Source organism: Streptomyces sp. NPDC107454, from assembly GCF_055582885.1.
Genome location: NZ_JBVJPA010000007.1, coordinates 393,818 through 413,115, shown reverse-complemented (window position 1 = coordinate 413,115; position 19,298 = coordinate 393,818). Strand labels below are relative to the sequence as shown.

The 19,298-nt window shown below is 71.8% G+C and carries 15 protein-coding genes and 1 tRNA gene; 9 read left to right on the top strand and 7 right to left on the bottom strand.

All coding sequences use genetic code 11. The annotated features are described in order from the left end of the window. Positions 1 to 28 precede the first annotated feature (28 nt). From ACZ69M_RS20105 to ACZ69M_RS20095, 3 genes are all read right to left on the bottom strand, one after another. Positions 29 to 1,417, bottom strand: coding sequence for a M1 family metallopeptidase (locus ACZ69M_RS20105; protein ID WP_470051471.1), 1,389 nt, complete (start codon positions 1,415 to 1,417; stop codon positions 29 to 31). A 74-nt stretch (positions 1,418 to 1,491) separates the two neighbouring features. After that, positions 1,492 to 5,367 carry a Pls/PosA family non-ribosomal peptide synthetase gene (locus ACZ69M_RS20100; RefSeq protein ID WP_470051469.1) on the bottom strand — a complete coding sequence of 1,292 codons (3,876 nt, stop codon included), beginning with the start codon at positions 5,365 to 5,367 and terminating at the stop codon, positions 1,492 to 1,494. Positions 5,368 to 5,719: 352 nt separating this feature from the next. Beyond that, a tRNA-Leu gene (locus ACZ69M_RS20095) sits at positions 5,720 to 5,804 on the bottom strand. Positions 5,805 to 5,992: 188 nt separating this feature from the next. Here ACZ69M_RS20095 and ACZ69M_RS20090 point away from each other — a divergent pair. From ACZ69M_RS20090 to ACZ69M_RS20080, 3 genes are all read left to right on the top strand, one after another. Next, positions 5,993 to 7,318 (top strand): M20/M25/M40 family metallo-hydrolase, encoded by a 1,326-nt coding sequence (locus ACZ69M_RS20090; RefSeq protein ID WP_470051467.1) that lies wholly within the window; start codon positions 5,993 to 5,995, stop codon positions 7,316 to 7,318. 145 nt (positions 7,319 to 7,463) lie between these two features. Then, on the top strand, positions 7,464 to 7,697 hold the full coding sequence (gene chpH, locus ACZ69M_RS20085) for a chaplin ChpH (protein ID WP_099940520.1): 234 nt from the start codon (positions 7,464 to 7,466) through the stop codon (positions 7,695 to 7,697). 148 nt (positions 7,698 to 7,845) lie between these two features. Then, complete coding sequence (locus ACZ69M_RS20080; protein ID WP_470051464.1) at positions 7,846 to 8,832, top strand: chaplin family protein; 987 nt, start codon at positions 7,846 to 7,848, stop codon at positions 8,830 to 8,832. Positions 8,833 to 8,972: 140 nt separating this feature from the next. Here the strand turns inward: ACZ69M_RS20080 and ACZ69M_RS20075 are convergent, their stop codons facing one another. Then, a complete protein-coding gene (locus ACZ69M_RS20075; RefSeq protein ID WP_054231126.1) occupies positions 8,973 to 9,161 on the bottom strand; it encodes a DUF5703 family protein in 189 nt (62 codons plus the stop codon). Between the two features lie 47 nt (positions 9,162 to 9,208). On the opposite strand from ACZ69M_RS20075, the gene ACZ69M_RS20070 reads away from it, so the two are divergent. Continuing rightward, entirely contained in the window at positions 9,209 to 9,916 is a 708-nt protein-coding gene (locus ACZ69M_RS20070; RefSeq protein WP_075027721.1) for a hypothetical protein, read from the top strand. A gap of 133 nt (positions 9,917 to 10,049) precedes the next feature. Here ACZ69M_RS20070 and ACZ69M_RS20065 read toward each other — a convergent pair whose 3' ends face one another. Both ACZ69M_RS20065 and ACZ69M_RS20060 read right to left on the bottom strand, forming a co-directional pair. Continuing rightward, positions 10,050 to 12,278, bottom strand: coding sequence for a helix-hairpin-helix domain-containing protein (locus ACZ69M_RS20065; protein ID WP_470051462.1), 2,229 nt, complete (start codon positions 12,276 to 12,278; stop codon positions 10,050 to 10,052). Beyond that, a complete protein-coding gene (locus ACZ69M_RS20060) occupies positions 12,275 to 13,258 on the bottom strand; it encodes an aldo/keto reductase (RefSeq protein WP_095855547.1) in 984 nt (327 codons plus the stop codon). The genes ACZ69M_RS20065 and ACZ69M_RS20060 overlap by 4 nt, the downstream gene beginning before the upstream one ends. A gap of 150 nt (positions 13,259 to 13,408) precedes the next feature. On the opposite strand from ACZ69M_RS20060, the gene ACZ69M_RS20055 reads away from it, so the two are divergent. Both ACZ69M_RS20055 and ACZ69M_RS20050 read left to right on the top strand, forming a co-directional pair. After that, positions 13,409 to 14,464, top strand: coding sequence for an LLM class F420-dependent oxidoreductase (locus tag ACZ69M_RS20055; RefSeq protein ID WP_099923531.1), 1,056 nt, complete (start codon positions 13,409 to 13,411; stop codon positions 14,462 to 14,464). A 237-nt stretch (positions 14,465 to 14,701) separates the two neighbouring features. Continuing rightward, positions 14,702 to 15,490, top strand: a complete 789-nt coding sequence (locus tag ACZ69M_RS20050; RefSeq protein ID WP_470051459.1) for a ferritin-like domain-containing protein — start codon at positions 14,702 to 14,704, stop codon at positions 15,488 to 15,490. A gap of 55 nt (positions 15,491 to 15,545) precedes the next feature. Here ACZ69M_RS20050 and corA read toward each other — a convergent pair whose 3' ends face one another. Next, complete coding sequence (corA, locus tag ACZ69M_RS20045) at positions 15,546 to 16,544, bottom strand: magnesium/cobalt transporter CorA (RefSeq protein ID WP_470051457.1); 999 nt, start codon at positions 16,542 to 16,544, stop codon at positions 15,546 to 15,548. A gap of 98 nt (positions 16,545 to 16,642) precedes the next feature. On the opposite strand from corA, the gene ACZ69M_RS20040 reads away from it, so the two are divergent. The 3 genes from ACZ69M_RS20040 (at position 16,643) to ACZ69M_RS20030 (ending at position 18,832) form a co-directional block, all read left to right on the top strand. Next, on the top strand, positions 16,643 to 17,329 hold the full coding sequence (locus ACZ69M_RS20040) for a histidine phosphatase family protein (protein ID WP_470051455.1): 687 nt from the start codon (positions 16,643 to 16,645) through the stop codon (positions 17,327 to 17,329). A gap of 121 nt (positions 17,330 to 17,450) precedes the next feature. Continuing rightward, the gene (locus tag ACZ69M_RS20035; RefSeq protein WP_054231134.1) at positions 17,451 to 18,041 is read left to right on the top strand and encodes a DUF3090 domain-containing protein; all 591 of its coding nucleotides are present in this window, start codon (positions 17,451 to 17,453) and stop codon (positions 18,039 to 18,041) included. Continuing rightward, positions 18,005 to 18,832 carry an SCO1664 family protein gene (locus tag ACZ69M_RS20030; protein WP_470051453.1) on the top strand — a complete coding sequence of 276 codons (828 nt, stop codon included), beginning with the start codon at positions 18,005 to 18,007 and terminating at the stop codon, positions 18,830 to 18,832. Before ACZ69M_RS20035 ends, ACZ69M_RS20030 begins: the two co-directional genes overlap by 37 nt. The last annotated feature ends 466 nt before the right edge of the window (positions 18,833 to 19,298 follow it).

The following is a 19,298-nucleotide window of genomic DNA, read 5'->3' as shown; positions in this document are numbered from 1 at the left end:
AGGGGCCTCTCTCCCCGCCCGCAGGGCCCTACGCCGAGTCGGCGTTGGTCGGCGGGTACGTCGGCCGGGCAGGCATCGGCGCGACCGGTGCGGCCAGGGTGGGCAGCGGCGGCAGCTTCGCCGTACGCAGCCAGGCCCCGAACAGGTCGTCCAGCGGCTCGGCCGAGTACCGGGCGGCATGCGCGGTGAACGCCGCCGTGGTGACCGCGCCGCCCCGGTGCAGGGCGGCCCAGCCGCGCACCATACGGAAGAAGGCGTCATCCCCCATCGCGCAGCGCAGCGCGTGCAGGGTGAGCCCGCCGCGCTCGTAGAGCCGGTCGTCGAACATCAGCTTGCGGCCCGGGTCGGACAGCACCAGGTCCTTCGGCTGCCCGGACAGCTTGCGGTGCGCGAGAGCGGCCAACTGCTGGGCCGTACGGCCCCCCGACCGCTCCGACCACAGCCACTCGGCGTACTTCGCGAAGCCCTCGTTCAGCCAGATGTGCCGCCAGTCCGCGATGGACACGCTGTTGCCGAACCACTGGTGCGCCAGCTCGTGCGCGACCAGCCGCTCCGAACCCCGCGCCCCGTCCACGTGGTTGGCGCCGAACAGCGACAACCCCTGTGCCTCGACGGGGACATCGAGCTCCTCCTCGGTCACCACGACGGCGTACTCGCCGAACGGATACGGCCCGAAGATCTGCTCGAACAGCTCCATCATCGCGGGCTGCCGCGCGAAGTCCCGGGAGAAAGCGGCGAGCAGGTGCGCGGGCAGATGCCCCGTCTGCGGTACGCCGCCGAGCCCGGGGTCGCCGAGCAGTACCGTCTGGTACTTCCCGATCGACAGCCCGACCAGATAGCTGGAGGTCGGCGCCGCCTGCTCGTACACCCAGGTCGTCGTCGACGCCTTCGTCGTGCGGGTGAGCAGCCGGCCGCCCGCCACCACCGAGTACGCCGACGGCGTCGTGATCGAGATCTGGTACGAGGCCTTGTCGGCGGGGCGGTCGTTGCACGGGTACCAGGAGGGCGCGCCGATCGGCTGGCTCGCCACCAACGCCCCGTCCTCCAGCTCCTCCCAGCCGAGCTCGCCCCAGGGGCTGGGGACCGGCTTGGGGTTGCCCGACCAGTGCACCTCCACCGTGAACGCGGCCCCGGCCCGTATCGGCTTCGGCGGGCGGATGCGCAACCGGCCGCCCCGGTGCGTGTAGTGCGGTGCCTTGCCGTCGACCCGGACCCGGCCGATCCGGAAGTCGGCCAGGTTCAGCTGGAACTCGGCGAGTGGAGCCCGGCCCGCTATGGCGTTGAGCCGCGCGGTGCCGGACAGCCGGTTGGGACCGGGGCGGTAGTCCAGCGCGAGCTCATACCGGTGCACCCGGTAACGGGGATCACCGTTGGCCGGGAAGTACGGGTCCGAACCCACTGTCTGCTGAACGCTCACGCTTGCGTCTGCTCCCTGCGCTGTGCTCGTACGACGTGCCGGTGCACCGTCCCCGGACGCCGTACGGGCCGCGCCTAGGAACGCCATGCCTCGATCGGGTTGCCCAGCCAGCGGGTGTCGTCGGGGACGGACTCCGCCGCCATGACGAGCGACGCGGGTCCCAGCGTGCTGCGCGCCCCGACTGTGCTGCCGGGAAGGACGATTCCGCCCGGGCCCAGAGTGGCGCCCTCACGGAGGACAACAGTATCCGTCCGCAAGATCCGGTCGTGGAAGAGGTGGGTCTGCAGGACGCAGCCCCGGTTGACCGTGGTCGCGTCCTCCAGGGTCACCAGGTCCGTCTCGGGCAGCCAGTAACTCTCGATCCATGCGCCCTTGCCGATATGGGCGCCGAGGCCGCGCAGCCACGCCGTCATCAGCGGCGTACCGGGCACGGAGCCGGCCAGCCACGGCACGGCGACGACCTCGACGAAGGTGTCCGCCAGTTCGTTTCGCCACACGAAACCGCTCCACAGCGGGTGCTCGCCCGCCCGGTGCCGGCCCACCAGCAGCCACTTCGCCACGATGGACGTCACGCAGGCCAGCGCACCGACACCCAGGAACACGACTCCGGCCAGCAGCGGCGCCCAGACGCCCAGTGCGCTCAGCGCGGCGACGGTCAGCACCGCCAGCGCCGCCGAGCAGAACACCGGCACGATCCGGCACAGCTCCACGAGCGCCCGCGCCCACAGCAGCCGCGCGGGCGGGTCGTAGGTACGGCTCTGATCGCCGTCCTGCGTCGAGCGCGGCAGCTTCACCGGCGGCAGACCCAGGTACGAGCTGCCCTTCTTCGCCTTCTTCGGCGTCGCCGACAACACCCCGACCAGCCCGCCGTCCGGCACGCTGCGGCCCGGCGCGGTCATCCCGGAGTTACCGAGGAAGGCCCGGCGGCCGATCTCGGCACGCCCGATCCGCATCCAGCCGCCGCCCAGTTCGTACGGCGCGGTCAGGGTGTCGTCGGCGAGGAAGGCGCCCTCGCCCACGGTGGTGAGACTGGGCAGCGCGAGGACGGTGGAGACCTCGGCACCCCGGCCGATCTTCATACCGAGCAGCCGCAGCCACACCGGCGTGATCAGCCCGGCGTACAGCGGGAACAGCGTGTCGCGCGAGCGGTCCATCAGCTGCGTGACGGTCCAGGCCTGCCAGCCGATCCGGCTGTGCGTCGGGTAGGTGCCTTCGCGCAGGCCCAGGCTGAGCAGACGCACGCCGACCAGGAGCAGCAGCGCGTACGCGAGCCCGAAGGCGAGCGTGGCCGGGACCAGTGCGAGCGCCGCGCCGCGCAGGGCCGCACCGAGCCCGGCGTCCGCGCTCACGAACAGATGAGCCACCAGGAGCGCGGCCACGGCGGAAAGAACGGGCAGTGCGGTCAGCGCGAAACCGGTCGCGCCGTACATCGCCCGCCAGTACGTACCCCGGCGCGGACGCTCCTTGGGCCAGGCACGCTTCGCCTTGCCGAGCTTGCCGGCGGGCGCTCCGGCCCAGCGCTGCCCGGTGGGAATCTGCCCGGCGACCGCCGAACCCGGCGCCACCTCCGCCCGCTTGCCGACGCGCGCGCCCGGGAAGAGGATGCTGCGCGTCCCGACCACCGCACCGGCGCCGACCTTGACCTGCCCGATCTCCAGCCGGTCACCGTCCAGCCAGTACCCCGACAGGTCCACCTCGGACTCGACGGCGGCACCCCGGCCCAGCTTGAGCATGCCGGTCACCGGCGGCAGCGAGTGCAGATCGACGTCCGCGCCGACCTTGGCGCCCAGGGCACGCGCGTACCGCTCCAGCCAGGACCCGGTCAGCGAGGCCGCGCCACTGAACTCGGCCAGCCGCTCGGCGGTCCACAGCCGCAGATGCACGCTTCCGCCGCGCGGGTAGCGCCCGGGCTTCACGCGGCGCAGCAGCAGCCGCGCCCCGCCCGCCGCGATCGCGAGCCGTCCCGGCGGGCTGTAGAGCACGACCGCCCCGGCGCCGACGAGCCACCACGATGCGCTCGGTGCCCAGGGGTAGGGACCGAACCAGTGCAGTACGTTCCCGAGCGCGGCCAGCGCCACGGTCCAGCGCAGCCCCATCAGCGTGAACAGGGGTATCAGCAGGAACAGCTGGGCCACCTTGGCGCGCAGCGGCACCGGGGCGATCACCCGGTCGCCGCCGTCGTCCTGCGCGGACTTCTCCAGATGCCGGGCCAGCTTGCGCAGGACGGGCTGCTGGTAGATGTCGAGCACGGCGGCGCTGGGGTAGCGGGTGCGCAGCCGGGTGGTGAGCTGGGCGGCGGCGAGGCTGCCACCGCCGATCGCGAAGAAGTCGTCGGACCCGCTGCCGACCGGGATGCCGAGGACCTCGCTCCACTGCTCGGCGAGCCAGGCCTCGGTGCCGTAGAGCTGTTCCTTCGCACCGCCGGTCTCCAGGCCCTCCAGGGGCCAGGGAAGCGCGCCCCGGTCGACCTTGCCCGAGGTACGGGTCGGCAGGTCCGCGACCGGGGCGAGCAGCGGGACGAGGGCCGCGGGCAGTTCGGCGCGCAGCTTCTCGACGGCGGCGGCCTGGTCCCAGCCCTCCTGGGTGACGACATAGCCGACGAGCAGCTGGTTGCCGCTGCGGGCGGTCCGGACGGCGGCGGCGGCGCCCGCCACACCGGGGAGCGCCTGGAGCGCGGTGTCGACCTCGCCGAGCTCGATGCGGCGCCCGCCGAGCTTGATCTGCTCGTCGGCCCGCCCGAGGAAGATCAGCCCCTCCGGCTCGGCCTTGACGAGGTCACCACTGCGGTATGCCCGCTCCCAGCCGAGCGCCTGCAGCGGCGCGTACTTCTCCGCGTCCTTCTCGGCGTCGAGATACCGGGCGAGCCCGACCCCGCCGATCACCAGCTGGCCGCTGTCGCCCATGGCCACGGGCTCGCCGGCCTCGTCGACCACGGCCAACTCCCAGCCGTTCAGGGGCAGGCCGATCCGGATCGGCTCCTCGCCGGTCATCAGCGAGGCACAGGCGACGACGGTCGCCTCGGTGGGCCCGTAGGTGTTCCACACCTCGCGGCCCTCGGTCACCAGTCGCTGGACCAGCTCGGGCGGGCAGGCCTCACCGCCGAAGATCAGCAGCCGTACGTCGGCCAGGGCCTCCGGCTCCCAGAGCGCGGCGAGCGTCGGCACGGTCGAGACGACGCTGATCTCCTGCTCGACCAGCCAGGGCCCCAGATCGGCGCCGCTGCGCACCTGGGAGCGCGGCACGGGCACCAGACAGGCGCCGTAGCGCCAGGCCAGCCACATCTCCTCGCAGGAGGCGTCGAAGGCGACGGACAGGCCCGCCATGACCCGGTCACCGGGCCCGATCGGGTCCTCGGTGAGGAACAGCTCCGCCTCGGCGTCGACGAACGCGGCGGCGCTGCGGTGACTGACGGCCACGCCCTTGGGCTTGCCCGTGGACCCGGAGGTGAAGATGATCCAGGCGTCGTGCTCGGCACCGGGCCGCGCGGCGGGCACCTCGGAGGTGCCGTTGACGGTCAGCCGGTGCCCGGCCCCGATGACGGCCCGCACCTCCGCCTCGCCGAAGACCAGCTCGGCCCGCTCGTCGGGGTCCTCGGCGTCCACCGGCACATAGGCCGCGCCCGCGGCCAGTACGGCGAGGATGGCGACGTACAGCTCGTTGGTGCCGGAGGGGACGCGGACGCCGACCCGGTCGCCGAGGCCCACCCCGGCGGCGCTCAGCCGCCGCCGCAGGGCCTCGACCTCGACGGCCAGGGCGCGGTAGGTGAGGGCCCGGTGGCCGTCGTCGAGGGCGGGCTCGTCGGGGTGGGCCCGGACGGTGGCGTCGAGGATGTCGACCAGCGTGCGCGGCGAGGCGGCGACGGAGGCGGAGAAGCGCGCCGGGTCGCCGAACTCCGCGCGCACCTCCTCGTCGAACAGCGCGAGTGCGGGGCCTTGCTCGAGGGCTGCCATCGGATCCTCACGTGTTGTTCCCGGAGCGTCCGGGGAGCTGGTGGGCCCACAGGTATGCCTGGGGATATTCCGGTCCAGCTCCGAACAAGCCTTGAATTTTAGTACGACGCTAGTCGCGTACCTGGTCATCAGCCATGCGGGGAGGCCGTACGAGGGCACCGGAACCACTGATTCCGGTGTCGTGACGGTGCTCTGACATGGGGGTATGTCATCCTGACGAGATCTGCCCCACATCTGTCCGTAACGCGGTGAACACGACGAGTTGAGGCCTGCGGTCCGCATACAAGGGGCCTGCGATGCGTACAACGAGTGAGGGCCGCGACCTGATGGTCGCGGCCCTCACTCCTCTGTGTGTCCGAGGGGGGACTTGAACCCCCACGCCCGATAAAGGGCACTAGCACCTCAAGCTAGCGCGTCTGCCATTCCGCCACCCGGACAAGGTGTCTGTCGCGCGGGGTTTCCCTCGCGGCGACAGAGGAAACATTACCAGGCTTTCGAGGGCCTCCGGTCACACCCCGTCGCCGCGTGAACGGCGTGTGACGGGCCGGGTCCGGCCTTGGGGCGAGGAGGGGGTGGGGGAGAGGATGAGGGGGGACCACCAGCAGTGACAGTGGGAGGAAGCAGCGTGAGCGAATCGAACACGGCCAGGAGCGTCTCTGGCGAGGACGAGGTCGTGGACCTCTGTCGCGAGCTGATCCAGATCGACACCAGCAACTACGGGGACCACTCCGGACCCGGTGAGCGCAAAGCCGCGGAGTACGTGGCCGAGAAGCTCGCCGAGGTCGGGCTCGAGCCGCAGATCTTCGAGTCGCACAAGGGGCGCGCGTCGACCGTGGCCCGTATCGAGGGCGAGGACCGCTCGCGCCCCGCGCTGCTCATCCACGGCCACACCGACGTCGTACCGGCCAACGCGGCGGACTGGACCCATCACCCCTTCTCCGGCGAGATCGCGGACGGGATGGTGTGGGGCCGCGGCGCGGTCGACATGAAGGACATGGACGCCATGACGCTGGCGGTCGTCCGGGACCGGCTGCGCAGCGGGCGCAAGCCGCCGCGTGACATCGTCCTCGCGTTCCTCGCCGACGAGGAGGCCGGCGGTACGTGGGGCGCGCGGCACCTCGTCGACAAGCACCCCGACCTCTTCGAGGGCGTGACCGAGGCGATCGGCGAGGTCGGCGGGTTCTCCTTCACGGTCAACGAGAAGCTGCGGCTGTACCTCGTCGAGACCGCCCAGAAGGGCATGCACTGGATGAAGCTCACCGTGGACGGCACCGCCGGGCACGGTTCGATGATCCACAAGGACAACGCGATCACCGAGCTGTCCGAGGCCGTCGGACGGCTCGGGCGGCACAAGTTCCCGGTCCGGGTGACGAAGACGCTGCGGCACTTCCTCGACGAGCTCGGTGACGCGCTCGGCACCGAGCTCGACCCGGAGAACATGGACGAGACGCTCGCCAAGCTCGGCGGCATCGCCAAGCTCATCGGCGCCTCCCTGCAGAACACCGCCAACCCGACCCAGCTCGGTGCCGGATACAAGGTCAACGTGATTCCGGGGCAGGCGACCGCGCACGTCGACGCGCGGTACCTGCCGGGGTACGAGGAGGAGTTCCTCACCGACCTGGACCGGATTCTCGGACCGAGGGTCAAGCGTGAGGACGTGCACGCGGACAAGGCGCTGGAGACCACCTTCGACGGGGCGCTGGTCGACGCCATGCAGACCGCGCTGTCCGCCGAGGACCCGATCGCGCGGGCCGTGCCCTACATGCTCTCGGCCGGCACCGACGCCAAGTCCTTCGCCGACCTCGGCATCCGCTGCTTCGGCTTCGCCCCGCTCAAGCTGCCGCCGGAGCTGGACTTCGCGGGCATGTTCCACGGGGTCGACGAGCGGGTGCCGGTGGATGCCCTGAAGTTCGGCGTCCGTGTGCTCGACCGCTTCATCGAGGCGTCATGACACGTTGACGCCCGCATTCGCCCGTACGTACGGAGATCGCCCGGGACGGGTGAATGCGACCATAAGCTCGTAGCTCTAGTAGTTCCTCCTCGTTACAGCTGATGTGATCCGCTGCTTGGGATCGCATTGCCAACAAGGAGGAATAATGATCAAGAAGGTCGTCGCTGCTGCGGCTGCCACTGGTGGTCTGGTTCTCGCGGGTGCGGGCCTGGCCGTCGCCGACTCGGGTGCCCAGGGTGCCGCTGTGCACTCCCCGGGTGTCATCTCCGGCAACGTCATCCAGGTGCCCGTTCACGTCCCGGTGAACGTTTGCGGCAACACGGTCTCCGTGATCGGGCTGCTGAACCCCGCCTTCGGCAACACCTGCATCAACAACTGACGTTGTGCCACACCCCACGAGGGTCTGAGCCCGTCGGCCCCGGAGCGCGCCATGCGCTCCGGGGCCGCCCGGCTTTCGGCGCACGCCAGGACGGACGCGTGCGCGTTCCGGAGGGTCCAAGCCAAGGACTAAGGCAGGGAATACAGCTATGCGACAGGTCACCCGCAAGGGCCTGATGACCGTGGCGGCCGCGACCGGCGTGCTCGCCGCGACCGGAGGCTACGCACACGCCGACTCGGGTGCGAGCGGCGCCAGTTCGGACTCGCCCGGCGTGCTGTCGGGCAACACGGTGCAGGCACCGGTGCACGTGCCGGTCAACGTCTGCGGAAACACCGTGAACGTCGTCGGGTTGCTCAACCCGGCGATGGGCAACAAGTGCGTCAACCACGGCGGCGGTGGGTCGTCCGCCGGGGGGCACGGGGGCGGTTATGGAGGCGGCTACGGGAGTGGCGGCCATGACGGTGGCGGCTACGGAGTTGGTGGCTACGGGGGTGGTGGTTCGCACTCGGGTGGCTCCCACGCCGGTGGGCACGCGAGTGGCTCGCCGGGCGTCGGCTCCGGCAACCACGTCCAGGTACCGATCGACGTGCCGGTCAACGTGTGCGGCAACAGCGTGAACGTCGTCGGAGTCGGCAACCCGGCGATGGGCAACGACTGCGCGAACGGACACGGCGGCCACACCCACTACCCGCCCGGCGGTGGCCACCCCGGTCAGCCTGGCCACCCCGGTCACCCTGGCCACCCCGGTCACCCTGGTTACCCGGGACAGCCCGGGCACCCGGGACAGCCGGGGCACCCCGGTCAGCCGGGGAACCCGGGACAGCCCGGTCACCCCGGTTACCCGGGACAGCCGGGGAACCCGGGACAGCCCGGACACCCCGGTCAGCCCGGGAACCCGGGCCAGCCCGGCAATCCCGGAACCCCGGGTACGCCCGGGCACCCCGGAACCCCGGGTACGCCGCCCAGCTCGTACCCCAACCACCCGGGGACGCAGCACGTCTCCCAGCCGCACAGCGCCGCGGCGCAGCTCGCCCACACCGGCAGTGACCTGCCGATCGGCGCGGTGATCCCGGCGGCCGCGGGCGCGCTGCTGGCGGGCGCCGTGCTCTACCGCCGGGCGCGCTCGGGCGCGTAATCGGCAGGACGGGGAGAAGTGTCCGGGCCCGGAACGGGGGCCGGGGCAGGCCTGATCGCTTCGCCACAGGCATCTCCTGTGGCGAAGCGACCGGCGCGGGCCCGCACGGGCGGGGCCCGCTCCGTTTCAGCCGCTTTCGCTCACCACGTGGCACGCACCTGGCGGATGATCCGCCGGCGCAGCCGCACCTTGCGACTGCCGTCGGGGTGCAGGCTGAGGCGGTCCAACTCCCAGTGTCCGTACTCCGCATGGTCCGTCAGCAGGCGTGTCGTCTCCTTGCGGGACACCCCGCGCGGCACGTACACGTCGACAAATTCGTATTCCGGCATCGCATCTATTGTGCGGGCAGAGGCCCGGTACGGATAGCGTCTGCACTATGTCTGATGCTGTGCAGCCCACCGCTGCCGAGGTACGCGCCGCCGCCGAGGCTGTCAAGACCGCTCTCGACCGCCACCTGGCCGCGGTCGAGCGCAGGTCGGGCGATGACGACCCGGCCGTATACGAGGCGTTCAACGAGCTGGCCGCCGCGGCCGAGGAGTACGACGAGCTGCTCTACGACCGCTATGACGAGGTCACTCCCTTCGAGATTCCCGGCAGCGACGACACGCTGCCGCCGTACACGGGCCCCGAGGAGCCGAACGCGCTGAGCGTGCTGATCCGCCGGGACTACGCGGTGGTGGAGCCTCAGCGACTGCTGGCACAGGCCCAGCGGGTGGAGGCCGTGGAGGAGAACGGGGCCACCGCGGCCGCGGGCTTCGACGCGGCGTCCGGCACGGTGCACGGGGCGCTGGGCGTCCTGTTCGGCGAGTTCGAGCCGGACGAGATCGCCTCCCGGCACAAGGAGTTCGGCCTGGAGGAAGGCGACTCCACACTCTGGGTCACGGCCGCCGACGAACCGGCCGACCCCGGCGAGTGGCTGGAGACCCCCTTCGAGGCGATCGACCCGCAGCGCGTGGTCTGCCGCTTCGACGTCAGCGCGGTCTTCGACGACGAGTCGGACGACGACGAGCTGGAGGACGACCTCGCCCCGGACTCCGAACTGGACGAGGACGGGGATCTGGAGCCGCTGGACGCCGATCGCTGAGCACCGCGTCACAGGGATCCTGAGCATGCCGTCGCGGGAGCGCTGAGCACCGCCTCACAGGAAGGTGGCGGTCACCGGAAGCCCGGTGGCCGCCACCTTCCCGCGTACGGGGGCCGTGTCCCCGGTCGGCGGCTCAGCCCGCCGCCGGGACCTGTGCCTTGAGCAGGGCGGGCAGGCGCGTGGTGCGCGGCTTCTGCGGGACCTCGGCCACCGCCCGCTGCAGGGCCTGCTCCACCCCGTGGACCACGGACAGATGGCGCTCGGCCCGGCCGAAGGCCGTGTAGACCCAAGGCCTGGTCAGGGTCGCCGCGGCGTCACCGGGGAGCACCACGACCGCGGCGGGCCAGCGCAGACCGACCGCCTGGTGCGCGGTGAGCGCCCAGCCGTGCCGCACGGACTGCTCCACCCGCTCCTTCGGTACGACGACGGGCAGACCCGAGCACTCCAGGTGCAGCCCGTCGGCATCGGCCTTCACCACGTGCCCCATCGCCGTACGACCCGGAGCGGGGGAGTGGGCGACGCGGTCCCCGGGGTCGAAGCCCCCGAAGCGGCCGGGGCCCGGGTTCAGCCGCTCCTTGAGCGCGCTGTTGAGCGCGCGGGTGCCGACGGCACCGCCGTGCCCCGGGGTGATCACCTGCGTCTGCTCGGCCGGGATGCCGATGGCGCGCGGCACCGAGTCCGCGACCAGCTGCACGGTCCGGTGCACCGCCTCGCCGGCGTCCCGCACGGGGACGATCACGACTTCCTTGCCGGGCGCCTCGACCTGGTTCAGCTCGCCGATGCCGACCCCGGAGACCAGCTCCCCGACGGGGCCGGGGTCCGGCGTCCGCGAGGCCACCTGCGGGCACACCCGGGCGGCGAGCAGATCGGCGAACACCCGCCCGGGACCCGCCGACCACAGCACTCCCGGGTCCCCGCTCAGCACCAGCCGTGCGCCGTCCGGCAGCGATTCGGCGAGCATCGCCGCTGTCTCGACGTCCAGCTGCGGCGCGTCCAGGACGATCAGGAGGTCCAGGTCGAAGGCGCCGTCCGCGTCCCGGCCCGGGCCTTCGGCGCCCGCGAGGAGTCCCGCGACGGTGGCGACCCCGGTGACCGGCCCGTCCCCGGCGTCGCCCGAGGGGCCGTCCGGCAGGTCGTACTCCGCCGTCCGGGCCGTGCAGTCGTCACGGCCGCTCGGCGTGTGGGTGGCCGCCCAGCCGCGCAGTCCGAGACCGCGCGCGGCGTGCAGCAGTGCCGCCACCTCGGCCTGGGACGCGTGCCCGCCGGTGTGCAGGACCAGGCCGTGGCCCGCGACCGCCCGGATCAGCTCCGCGGCGGAGCGGGTGGCCGAGGCGGCGGCCTGCTCCCACCTGTCGGCGGAGCCGTCCGTCTTCGGTACGGAGTTCATGACCCGGGCCAGTCCGTCGGCGAGGCTCTCCTCGGCCAGCGCGTACCGCTCCAGGCCGATGAGGACGCGGACCGGGCGTTCCTCGGACTCCTCGGCGCCCTCCTCCCGGGCCGGGGGCGCGGTGTCGAGGGCGTCCTGGAAGACCAGCGCGTCGCCCTCCGCGAGGGCGCTCTGCACGGCCGCGTCCGGATCCGGCACCGCGCGCTGGTCGAGCGCGGCGGTGAGCGCAGGGGCGTCGAGAGCGGTGTGCCCGGCGAGGGCCGCCTGCTCGAGGAGCCATACGGTGACCGCACGCCCGCGCCGCTCGTCGTCCGGGCGGCACTCCGCGCCGAGCAGCGCGCGGGCGAACCCGTCGGCCTGCTCGGGCCGCACCCCGGCGACCCGCAGCAACTGCCAGGGGTCCTCGCGCAGCTGGTCGTCCGCGCCCTCGCCGAGTGCCGCGAGGGCCCCCGGCGCGAGGGTGTCCGGTGCGCCGCCTTCGCCCAGTACGGCGCGTACGGCGGCGACGGCTTCCGGTGCGAGGGCCGCCGAGGTCTCGGCCGGGGCGGCCACCGGCTGCGGGCGCTGCACGGGCTCCGGGGCGACCGCCCTGCGCGGCGTCGGCTCGGGCTCACGGAAGGCGGTGGCCACGGGCTTCTCGCCGCTTTCCACGGCCCGCACCGCCGCGAGCAGATCGGCGGCCGTCCCGCTGAGCTTGGTCCCGGCCGCGATCGGCCCCTGCTTCTCGGCCTTCCGCCGCTCGATCCGCTCCCGCTCCAGCCGCTGCGCCGCCAACTCGGCCTCTGCCTCGGACAGCTTCTTGGCGTCCGCCGCGCCTTCGGTCTCCGCGCCGCCCTCGACGGCGTCCGCGGCCGTCTCCGTAGCCGCGTCTGTATCCGTGTCTGTATCCGTGTCCACGTCCTGCGGGTCGGCGGTCGCTCCCGCGCCCGGCATCCCCGGCTCCACTTCCTCCGTGGTCTCGGGCTCCGTGCTCACAGCGTGCTCCAGTCGTGATCGGGATAGTGGTGCACCGGTGCCGACACATCGTCGAGCGCCCGGCAGATCTCGTCAGGAAGACTAAGGGTCTCCACTGACAACGCGGCCGTGAGCTGCTGCGCGTTGCGCGCGCCGACGATCGGGGCGGCGACACCGGGCCGGTCGCGGACCCAGGCGAGGGCGACCTGCAACGGCGTGACCGCGAGGCCGTCCGCCGCCGTCGTCACCGCGTCCACGATGCCGCTCGCCGTGTCGTCCAGGTACGGCGCGACGAACGGCGCGAGGTGCTCCGAGCCGCCCCGGGAGTCCGACGGTGTGCCGCCCCGGTACTTCCCGGTGAGCACACCCCGCCCGAGCGGGGAGGACGGCAGCAGGCCCACGCCCAGGTCGAGCGCCGCGGGCAGCACCTCCCGCTCCACACCGCGCTGGAGCAGGGAGTACTCCATCTGCGTACTCGCGATCCGCGTCCGTGTCCCGGGCGCCGCCAGCTGCCAGGTCGCCGCCTTGGCGAGCTGCCAGCCGCAGAAGTTGGACACCCCCGCGTACCGCGCGCGACCGCTGCTGACCGCGAGGTCGAGCGCCTGGAGGGTCTCGTCCAGCGGGGTGTCCGGGTCGAAGGCGTGGACGTGCCACAGATCCACGTAGTCCGTGCCGAGACGCTGAAGCGAGGCGTCGAGTGCCGACAGGAGATGCCCGCGCGAGCCGTCGAACCGCCGGTCCGGGTCGGGCACACTGCCCGCCTTCGTGGAAATGACCAGGTCGCGACGCGGCACGAGCCCTTCTATGAGTTGTCCGAGCAGGTACTCCGACTCCCCGTCCCCGTACACATCCGCGGTGTCGACGAGGTTCCCGCCCGCTTCCCAGAACACCTTCAACAGCTCCGCGGCGTCGTGCTCGTCGGTATCCCGCCCCCATGTGAGGGTGCCGAGTCCGATCCGGGACACACGCAGGCCGGTACGGCCGAGATGCCTCTGCTCCATGGACGCCGAGATTACTGGCCAAAACTGGCCTCGTGGGGGCCCTGTGGACAACCTGGATGATCAGACCTGAACCCGTTCCCGCCGCCGCGCCCACCAGCGCGCTAGGGTCTGCGGCACAAGGGACGTTACTGATCGGTAAGGGGATCGGCCATGCAGCTCGGGATCAACCTCGGCTACTGGGGCGGCGGAATGGACGCGGACAATCTCGCCGTCGCCCAGGAGGCCGACCGACTGGGATACGCGGTGTGCTGGGCCGCCGAGGCCTACGGCTCGGACGCGGCCACCGTGCTCACCTGGGTCGCCGCCAAGACCGAGCGCATCGACGTCGGCTCGGCGATCTTCCAGATCCCGGCCCGTCAGCCCGCGATGACCGCGATGACCGCCGCGACGCTCGACTCGCTCTCCGGCGGGCGCTTCCGCCTCGGCCTCGGCGTTTCCGGGCCGCAGGTCTCCGAGGGCTGGTACGGCGTCAAGTTCGACAAGCCGCTGGCCCGCACCCGCGAGTACGTCGAGATCGTACGCAAGGCGATGACCCGCGAGCGGCTGTCGTACGAGGGTGAGCACTGGACGCTGCCGCTGCCGGACGGTCCGGGCAAGCCGATCAAGCTGACGGTGCACCCGCAGCGCGAGCACATCCCGCTGTACATCGCCGCGATCGGCCCGAAGAACCTGGAGCAGACCGGCGAGATCGCCGACGGCGCCCTGCTGATCTTCCCCTCGGCCGAGCACCTCGAGGACACCGCGCTGCGCCATCTGCGCGCGGGTCGCGAGAAGGCCGGCAAGACCATGGAGGGCTTCGACGTCTGTCCGACGCTGCCGCTCGCCGTCGGCGCCGACAAGGACGTGACGGCGCTCGCCGACATGTTCCGCCCCTACACCGCGCTGTACGTCGGCGGCATGGGCAGCCGCAAGCAGAACTTCTACAACCAGCTCGCCCAGCGCATGGGATATGAGAAGGAGGCCGCCGAGATCCAGGACAAGTACCTGTCCGGCGACAAGGAGGGCGCGGCCGCCGCCGTTCCGCACGCGCTGATCGACCAGACCACCCTGCTCGGCTCCGTGGACCGCATCGCCGAGCGGATGAAGGCCTACGCGGCGGCGGGCGTCACCACGCTCACGCTGTCGCCGGCCGGCTTCACGCTGGAGGACCGGATCGCCTCGCTCCGCGCGGGTTCGGACGCGCTGGAGCGGGCCGGTCTGGCGTAACACGTCGCAACCCGTCCCCTGGAGAGACGGAAGAAGTTCTGCGGCCGTGGTGGGGGCTCGGGGGGTCTTCCCCGCCACGGCCGTCACGGGGAACAACGCGCGGGCGTGCCCTGGGTTACGCGCTCGGGCCCGCCCCGTCATCGTTCGTTCGGCGCATTTGTCCGACACATCGGTTGCCGGGCCCCCGGCATCCCATTTGACTCGTTTTCTGCGGACCCTGCAGAAAGGGTGTCATCGATGCTTTCGGCCAAGAGCCTGTTCCAGGAGATCCTCGACAACGACGAGTCGTTCCGGCTCTTCTGCTCCATCGCCGCCAGCGGGGAGTCGCAGGGTGGCTGGGAGAACGCGCGCATCGCCGCCCTCGTTCCGCCGAGCGCACGCGAACTCGCCCCGAAGATCACCCGGCACGGCGCCGACGAGGACAAGCACGGACGGATCTTCAACGCCCTGATGAACAAGCGCGGCCTCACGCCGGTCGAGGTCCCGGCCGACACCGACTACACGATGCTCCTGGAACGGCACGGGATCGGCCTCGCCCACGACAAGCTGAAGGGCCGGCAGCCACTCACCGTAGGGGACATCGTCACCTACCTCGCCCACAGCAGGGTCACCGAGCAGCGTGCCTCCGAGCAGATGGAGCTGCTGCTCAGGCACTTCGCCGACCATCCCGACATCGGTCGCGCGGTCCGGATGATCTCCGAGGACGAGGACCGGCACCTCGCCTACTGCCACGAGGAGCTGCTCCGCTTCGCGTCCGCCGGACACGGCCACGCCATCCGGCGGACGCTCCGCACGTGCGCGCTCGCCGAGATCCGCGTCTACCGGGACGTCAGTCTCGCCGTGATGGCCCACATGGGAGGCATTCTCGGCTGGTCGAGGGCCAGGGCGGCGATGCTCGCCGCGGCCATCCACACCGTCTACGCCTACGAGCGCGCCGCGGGCTGGCACCGCATGGTCTCCCTGAGGATGCCGGAACACCGCGATCCTCTGGGCGGTCCCGCGCCCCCCGCACCGGAGGTGGCGTGACCCGCGGTCGCGCACCCTCCGTACGTCGTACGCAGCCCACCCGGTCGCACGCCGGTCACAGCCAGCCTCGCCGCTTGAAGAGGTGGTACAGCAGGAATTCGAGCGCCACCATCGTCAGGATCACCACCGGGTAGGACCAGAGCCAGTGCAACTCGGGCATGTGGTCGAAGTTCATGCCGTAGATGCCGGCGATCATCGTGGGGACCGCGGCCATGGCCGCCCACGCCGAGATCTTCCGCATGTCGTCGTTCTGGCGCACGCTCATCTGCGCGAGATGCGCCGCGAGGATGTCCGAGACCAGCCGGTCCAGGCCCTCCACCGACTCGTTCACACGGGCCAGATGGTCGTTGACGTCGCGGAAGAAGGGCTGCGCCTTCTCGTTCACGAACGGCACCGGGGTGCCGGCGGTGCCCGAGCCCGAGAGGCGGGTCAGCGGAACGGTCAGGGGGACCGTGGCCCGCCGGAACTCCAGGATCTGCCGCTTGAACGTGTAGATCCTGGACGCGGTGTTCCGTGAACCGCCGCCGTTCGGCGAGAAGACCTCCGACTCCAGCTCCTCCAGGTCCGTCTGGAGCTCGGTCGCCACTTCCAGGTAGTGGTCGACCGTGGCGTCGGCGATCGAGTAGAGCACCGCCGTCGGCCCATGCCGCAGCATCTCGGGGTCCTTCTCCAGCCGGCGGCGCACCTGCGCGAGAGGCGAGCACTCGCCGTGCCGGACGGTCACCACGAAGGCGTCCCCCATGAACACCATCACCTCACCGGTGGTGACGACATCGCTCTCCGCCTCGTACGCGACCGGCTTCAGGACCACGAACAGTGAATCGTCGAACATCTCCAGCTTGGGCCGCTGATGCGCCTTGAGTGCGTCCTCGACCGCCAACGGGTGCAGCCCGAACTCCTCGGTGACGAGGTCGAACTCCTGCTCCGTCGGCTCGTAGAGCCCGATCCAGATGAACGCGTCGCCTTCGGCGCGTGCCAGATCCAGGGCGTCGGAGAGGTCCTCGGGGCCCTCCGTCCGGCGCCCGTGATGGTAAATGGCGCAGTCGACGATCACGGAGCGTATTCTCCCGTCGTCCGGCCGCCACCGCACTCCGGCCGCCGTTGTCCACAGGCCCCTCCGGGTCCCCGAGCCACCCGTTTACGCTGGGCGGCATGCCCACCCTGATTCTCGTACGGCACGGACGCTCGACCGCCAACACCGCTGGGCTGCTCGCCGGCTGGACGCCCGGCGTCGCCCTCGACGAGCGCGGTGCACAGCAGGCCGCGGCGCTGCCCGGGCGGCTCGCCGCGCTGCCGATCTCCGAAGTCGTCACCAGCCCCCTGCAGCGCTGCCAGGAGACCGTGCAGCCGCTGCTCGACGCCCGCCCCGAGCTGCGTGCGCACACCGACGAGCGGATCGGGGAGGCGCACTACGGCGACTGGTCCGGCCGCAAGCTCGCCGAGCTGAAGGACGAGCCGCTGATGGAGGTCGTACAGGCGCACCCGTCCGCGGCCGCGTTCCCCGGCGGGGAATCGATGCGGGCCATGCAGACACGGGCGGCCGAAGCGGTGCGCGAGTGGAACGCGCGCGTGGAGCGCGACCACGGCGGCGACGCCGTCTACGTCATGTGCTCGCACGGCGACATCATCAAATCCCTTGTCGCGGACGCACTCGGACTTCATCTCGACCTCTTCCAGCGGATCTCTGTAGAACCGTGTTCCATCACCGCGATCCGTTACACACGACTGCGTCCCTTCCTCGTGCGCCTCGGGGACACCGGCGACCTCGCCTCCCTGGCGCCGCGCGAGGAGCCCCCCAGCGGGGACGCCCCGGTCGGTGGCGGTGCGGGCGCACCGTGATCGTCGGCCGCAGTAGGGTGAAGCGGTCGAAGCAGCGCAGTAGTTGTCAGCAAGTTGTCAGCAGCCGATGAGGGCCGAGGCAGTCAGCCGGTCCACATGCCGATTCCAATGGAGACAGGACGTGTCCCGTCAGGTGTTCCTCTACGACCCCCCGGACCGTTTCGTGGCCGGTACGGTCGGGTTGCCCGGGCGCCGTACCTTCTTCCTGCAGGCCTCCTCAGGCCCCAGGGTGACGAGCGTCGCCCTGGAGAAGACCCAGGTCGCCGCGCTCGCCGAACGAATGGACGAGCTCCTCGACGAGGTCGTACGGCGCACCGGCGGCAGCGCACCCGTCCCGGCCATGGCCCCCGCCGAGGTGTCCGACACCGCCCCTCTCGACACCCCGGTGGAGGAGGAGTTCCGGGTCGGCACGATGGCGCTGGCCTGGGACGGTGACGAACAGCGCATGATCGTCGAGGCGCAGGCGCTCGTGGAGCTCGACGCCGACACCGACGAGGACCTCGCCGAGGCCGAGGAAAGGTTGCTCCAGGACGAGGAGAACGGCCCGCCGATGCTCCGCGTCCGGCTCACCGGCGCGCAGGCCAGGGCCTTCGCCAAGCGCGCTCTCGATGTCGTCAACGCGGGCCGGCCGCCCTGCCCGCTGTGCAGCCTCCCGCTCGACCCGGAAGGACACGTATGTCCGCGCCAGAACGGATACCGCCGCGGAGCGTGACCACGGCCGAGCTGCTCGCCCTGGGCGAGCTGAAGGTGCGCGGACGGATCCGTGAGGCCTCGAACGCGGTGCTGTACTGCTCCGTTTCGTACGAGGGCAGGGACGCGTTCTGCGTCTACAAACCGATCGCCGGGGAGCGGCCCCTGTGGGACTTTCCCGACGGGACCCTCGCCCAGCGTGAGGTGGCCGCGTACGAGGTCTCCGAGGCCACGGGCTGGGGGCTGGTCCCCACCACCGTGCTGCGTGACGGGCCCTACGGCGAGGGCATGTGCCAGCTGTGGATCGAGGCCCTGCCGGAGGCCGACGGGGACGGACTGCTGGCCCTGGTGGAGGCCGAGGAGCCCGCGGCGGGCTGGAAGGCGATCGGCTTCGCCGAGGTCGGCGAGGGAGAGACGGCGCTGCTCGTGCACGCCGACGACGTGCGGCTGCGGCGGCTCGCCGTGCTCGACGCCGTGATCAACAACGCCGACCGCAAGGGAGGGCATCTGCTGCCCGCCGGTGAGGGGCGGTTGTACGGCATCGACCACGGGGTCACCTTCAACGCCGAGAACAAGCTGCGCACGCTGCTGTGGGGGTGGGCGGGGGAGTCTCTGACGCCGGAGGCGGTCGGGGTCCTCACCTCCCTGCGGGACGGTCTGGCGCCGGGCGCGTCGCTTGCCACCCGGTTGGCCGAACTCATCACCACCAGCGAAATCGACGCCACGCGCGCGCGTGTCGAGGCGATGCTCGCCTCGGGGAAACACCCGGAGCCGAGCGGGGAGTGGCCGGCGATCCCCTGGCCACCGGTGTAAACCCCCTCGACCGTCCGGGGGCCGGGCCCGCCCACCGAGTACGCCCACGGGGTCTCACGAAATCCGACTCCCGGAACGGATTCCGCCGCCCCAGCAGCAGACGGCCCCTCCCAGGACGACCTGCTCCCGGACGGGGGGGCCACGCCCGGGCGGGCCGGCTCCCGTGCGAGGGTACTTGCGTGCGGGGCTAGCTTCCGTGCGGGCCCACTGCCGTGCGTGCCCGCTCCCGTGCGTGCCCGCTGCCGGGCGTGCCCGCTCCCGTGCGGGGCTACTTGCGTGCGGGCTAGCTTCCGTGCGGGCCGACTCCCGTGCGGGGCTACTCCCGGGCAGGCTGACTTCCGTGCGGGCCCACTGCCGTGCGGGGCTCGCTCCCGGGCGGGGCTACTCCCGTGCGCGCTGAATCCCGTGCGGGCCCGCTCCTGTGCGGGGCTACGCCCAGGCGGGCCCACTTCCGGGCGGCAGAGCC

Excerpts from the sequence above, each read along its gene's own strand:
- ACZ69M_RS20100 (WP_470051469.1), bottom strand. The coding sequence starts at position 5,367 with ATGGCAGCCCTCGAGCAAGGCCCCGCACTCGCGCTGTTCGACGAGGAG.
- chpH (WP_099940520.1), top strand. The coding sequence starts at position 7,464 with ATGATCAAGAAGGTCGTCGCTGCTGCGGCTGCCACTGGTGGTCTGGTT.
- ACZ69M_RS20080 (WP_470051464.1), top strand. The coding sequence starts at position 7,846 with ATGCGACAGGTCACCCGCAAGGGCCTGATGACCGTGGCGGCCGCGACC.
- ACZ69M_RS20075 (WP_054231126.1), bottom strand. The coding sequence starts at position 9,161 with ATGCCGGAATACGAATTTGTCGACGTGTACGTGCCGCGCGGGGTGTCC.
- ACZ69M_RS20070 (WP_075027721.1), top strand. The coding sequence starts at position 9,209 with ATGTCTGATGCTGTGCAGCCCACCGCTGCCGAGGTACGCGCCGCCGCC.
- ACZ69M_RS20060 (WP_095855547.1), bottom strand. The coding sequence starts at position 13,258 with ATGGAGCAGAGGCATCTCGGCCGTACCGGCCTGCGTGTGTCCCGGATC.
- ACZ69M_RS20055 (WP_099923531.1), top strand. The coding sequence starts at position 13,409 with ATGCAGCTCGGGATCAACCTCGGCTACTGGGGCGGCGGAATGGACGCG.
- ACZ69M_RS20050 (WP_470051459.1), top strand. The coding sequence starts at position 14,702 with ATGCTTTCGGCCAAGAGCCTGTTCCAGGAGATCCTCGACAACGACGAG.
- ACZ69M_RS20040 (WP_470051455.1), top strand. The coding sequence starts at position 16,643 with ATGCCCACCCTGATTCTCGTACGGCACGGACGCTCGACCGCCAACACC.
- ACZ69M_RS20030 (WP_470051453.1), top strand. The coding sequence starts at position 18,005 with ATGTCCGCGCCAGAACGGATACCGCCGCGGAGCGTGACCACGGCCGAG.